The 3,300-nt window shown below is 70.2% G+C and carries 4 protein-coding genes; all 4 read right to left on the reverse strand.

Going from position 1 to position 3,300, the window contains the following annotated elements; translation table 11 throughout:
- Positions 1-154: 154 nt before the first annotated feature.
- Positions 155-604 (reverse strand): tetratricopeptide repeat protein, encoded by a 450-nt coding sequence (locus QR77_RS04220; protein ID WP_040019734.1) that lies wholly within the window; start codon positions 602-604, stop codon positions 155-157.
- 78 nt (positions 605-682) lie between these two features.
- Positions 683-1,366 (reverse strand): uracil-DNA glycosylase, encoded by a 684-nt coding sequence (gene ung / locus QR77_RS04225; protein ID WP_040019735.1) that lies wholly within the window; start codon positions 1,364-1,366, stop codon positions 683-685.
- Positions 1,367-1,540: 174 nt separating this feature from the next.
- Complete coding sequence (locus QR77_RS04230; RefSeq protein ID WP_078876474.1) at positions 1,541-2,350, reverse strand: SDR family oxidoreductase; 810 nt, start codon at positions 2,348-2,350, stop codon at positions 1,541-1,543.
- Positions 2,351-2,367: 17 nt separating this feature from the next.
- On the reverse strand, positions 2,368-3,129 hold the full coding sequence (fabG, locus tag QR77_RS04235; RefSeq protein ID WP_040019736.1) for a 3-oxoacyl-ACP reductase FabG: 762 nt from the start codon (positions 3,127-3,129) through the stop codon (positions 2,368-2,370).
- Between the last annotated feature and the right edge of the window lie 171 nt (positions 3,130-3,300).

Below are 3,300 nucleotides of genomic sequence, written 5' to 3' on the forward strand. Positions count from 1 at the left end.
CGGGACCGTGGCCGTACCTCTGCCGCCCCTGTCCGGCGGCGCCATCTGCGCCCTCGGCCGGGCCTACGGGCACTGGACGGCCGACAGTCCACAGGCCGGCGTCTGCCACGCGGCCCTCGGACGCTGACGCCCCCGGGGCCCTGCGCCCCGGGTCTCACACCTCGCGCAGCCGCAGCTCCAGCCGGTCGATCGCGGCGCGCACGCCGTTGCCGTACCCGTCGTCCCCCAGCACGTCCGCAGCCGCGGCGCGCGCCTCGTCGAGGTGCAGCCGCGCCGCTTCCGGCCGGCGCAGCTTCACGTAGTCCGCCGCGAGGTTGAGATGCAGCGACGGGTAGAAGCCGCGCACCGCGGCCCCGGGACGGTCCGTGTCGGCGGCGGTCAGCGCCCGCAGGTCCCAGGCCAGTTCGTCGCCCGGGTCGTCCTGGGTGTCGGCCATGTAGTGCGCCAGCGTGCAGCGTTGAAAGGCGTTGCCCGCCTCGCCCAGCTCGGTCCAGATCTCACCGAACCGGTTGCGCGCCTCCTCGCGGTCACCGCCGTGGAGCAGCATGATCGCCTGCCCGATCCTGGTCATGAGTGCGTCTTCCGACGCCTGCTGCTGCTCCATCGCTGCCGCCTTCGCGCCCGTCCGGTCAGATCCGACGATCCAGACGCTAACCGCCGCCACCGACAATCCCCCTCAGGCTCAGCCCAGGTCGGGGATCCGCCAGTCGATGGGGGCATGTCCCTGGGCCGCCACCGCCTCGTTGATCTGTGTGAAGGGACGGGAGCCGAAGAACTTCTTCGCCGACAGCGGGGAGGGGTGGGCGCCCTTGACGACCGTGTGGCGCTCCTCGTCGATCAGCGGGAGCTTCTTCTGCGCGTAGGCGCCCCAGAGGACGAAGACGGCCGGATCGGGCCGGTCGGCGACGGAACGGATCACCGCGTCGGTGAACTGCTCCCAGCCCTTGCCCTTGTGCGAGTTGGCCTCGGCCTCCCGGACCGTCAGCACCGCGTTGAGCAGGAGCACGCCCTGCTGGGCCCACGGCATCAGATAGCCGTTGTCCGGGACCGGGTGCCCCAGCTCTTCCTTCATCTCCTTGTAGATGTTCCGCAGGGAGGGCGGGGTCTTGACGCCGGGCCGTACGGAGAAGCACAGGCCGTGGCCCTGTCCCGCGCCGTGGTACGGGTCCTGGCCGAGGACCAGGACCTTCACCTGGTCGTAAGGGGTGGCGTCGAGCGCGGCGAAGACCTCTTCACGCGGCGGGTAGACCGGACCGCGCTCCCGCTCCTCCTCGACGAACTCCGTCAGCTCCTTGAAGTAGGGCTTCTGCAGTTCGTCGCCGAGAACGCCGCGCCAGGACTCGGGCAGCATGTCGGTGTCCGTCACGTCAACAACCTCCGGAAAGTGATCACTTGTAAGACCACTGAACCTACCGGGGGTCACTGACAATCGCCCCGCCACCCCGGTGACCAGGGCGGACGGGGCGTTCTCGGCCCACCGGCCGCAAAACCCGCGGCACGACGCGACGGGCACGGGCCGACTGTCCGGCTGTCCGGCCTGTCAGCCCACGCCCGCGTTGAGGAAGATGCCGCCGTCGATGACGAGCGTCTGCCCGGTGATCCAGGCCGACTGGTCGGAGGTGAGGAAGGCGGCGGCGCCGCCGATGTCCTCCGGCACCCCGAGCCGCGCCAGCGGGTACGCGGCAGCCGCCTCCGCCTCCCTGCCCTCGTACAGGGCCTCGGCGAACTTGGTCTTGACCACGGCGGGTGCGATGGCGTTGACCCGTACGCCCGGCGCGAACTCGTGGGCGAGTTGGAGCGTCAGGTTGACCATGGCCGCCTTGCTCATCCCGTACGCCCCGATGAACGGGGAGGCCGAGATCCCGGCGAGCGAGGCGACGTTCACGATCGCGCCGCCGTTCTCCTTCTGCCAGGCCTTCCAGGTCCGCTGCGCGAAGCCGAGCGCCGAGATGACGTTGTTCTCGAACACCTTGCGGGCCACGTTCAGGTCGAGGTCGGCGATGGGGCCGAAGACCGGGTTCGTACCGGCGTTGTTCACCAGGAAGTCGATCCGGCCGAACTCCTCCATGACGCGGTCGACTGCGACCGCCTGATGCGCCTCGTCGTGCGCCTTGCCGGGTACGCCTATCACCCGGTCGGAACCGAGCCGCTCGACGGCCGCCTTGAGCGCGTCCTCGTTACGTCCGGTGATGCACACCCGGTCGCCACGGGCGACGAGCGCCTCGGCGACGCCGTATCCGATGCCCCGGCTCGCACCGGTGATCAGCGCGACCTTCCCGCTCTCCGGTGCCGGTGCCCCGCCCGGTGTCAGCGTCTGCGTCTGCTGCGTCTGCTGCGTCTGCTCAGTCATGTCGCTGCTCCCCGGATTCAGTTGAGCGGTCCGCCGGCCACGTACATGACCTGCCCCGAGACAAAGCCCGCCTCGTCGCCCGCGAAGAAGGCGATGGCGTTGGCGACGTCCTCGGGCCTGCCGACGCGCTGGACCGGGATCTGGGCCGCCCCCGCGGCCTGGAACTCCTCGAAGTCCATGCCGATCCTGGCCGCCGTCTGCGCGGTCATGTCCGTGACGATGAAGCCGGGGGCGACCGCGTTGGCGGTGATGCCGAACTTGCCGAGTTCCTTGGCGAGGGTCTTGGTGAAGCCCTGGAGCCCCGCCTTGACGGCGGCGTAGTTGGCCTGACCGCGGTTGCCCAGGGCGGAGCTGGAGGAGAGGCTGACGATCCGGCCGAACTTCGCGTCGACCATGTGCTTCTGGACAGCCTTGGCCATCAGGAACGCGCCCTTGAGGTGCACGTTCATCACGGTGTCCCAGTCGGACTCGCTCATCTTGAAGAGGAGGTTGTCGCGGAGCACCCCGGCGTTGTTGACGAGGATCGTCGGTGCGCCGAGTTCGTCGGTGACCCGTGCGACAGCGGCCTCCACCTGCTTGCTGTCGGAGACGTCACAGCCGACGGCGAGCGCGGTGCCACCGGCCGCCGTGATCTTCTCCACGGTGTCCGCGCAGGCCGCCTCGTCGAGGTCGAGTACGGCGACGGCGCGCCCCTCGGCGGCCAGTCGGACGGCGGTCGCCGCGCCGATTCCCCGGGCCGCCCCGGTCACGATGGCGACACGCTGCTCGGTGGTGGACATCCCTGAATCTCCTCGCCCTAGGGTTCCGCGGCTCCCCAGTCACTGAGCAACCGCTTAGTAGGTACAGCAGACAGACGCTAGAAGCCCTGACACGCGGTGTCAACGGGCGACGGTCCCCGGGCCGCGATCGGGGGCCGATCTCACACCCGGCGGCCCGGCGGCCCGCCGCTC

Origin of the sequence: Streptomyces sp. 150FB (assembly GCF_000818195.1) — a bacterium.
Taxonomy (GTDB): Bacteria; Actinomycetota; Actinomycetes; order Streptomycetales; family Streptomycetaceae; genus Streptomyces.

Excerpts from the sequence above, each read along its gene's own strand:
- QR77_RS04220 (WP_040019734.1), bottom strand. The coding sequence starts at position 604 with ATGGAGCAGCAGCAGGCGTCGGAAGACGCACTCATGACCAGGATCGGG.
- fabG (WP_040019736.1), bottom strand. The coding sequence starts at position 3,129 with ATGTCCACCACCGAGCAGCGTGTCGCCATCGTGACCGGGGCGGCCCGG.
- QR77_RS04230 (WP_078876474.1), bottom strand. The coding sequence starts at position 2,350 with ATGACTGAGCAGACGCAGCAGACGCAGCAGACGCAGACGCTGACACCG.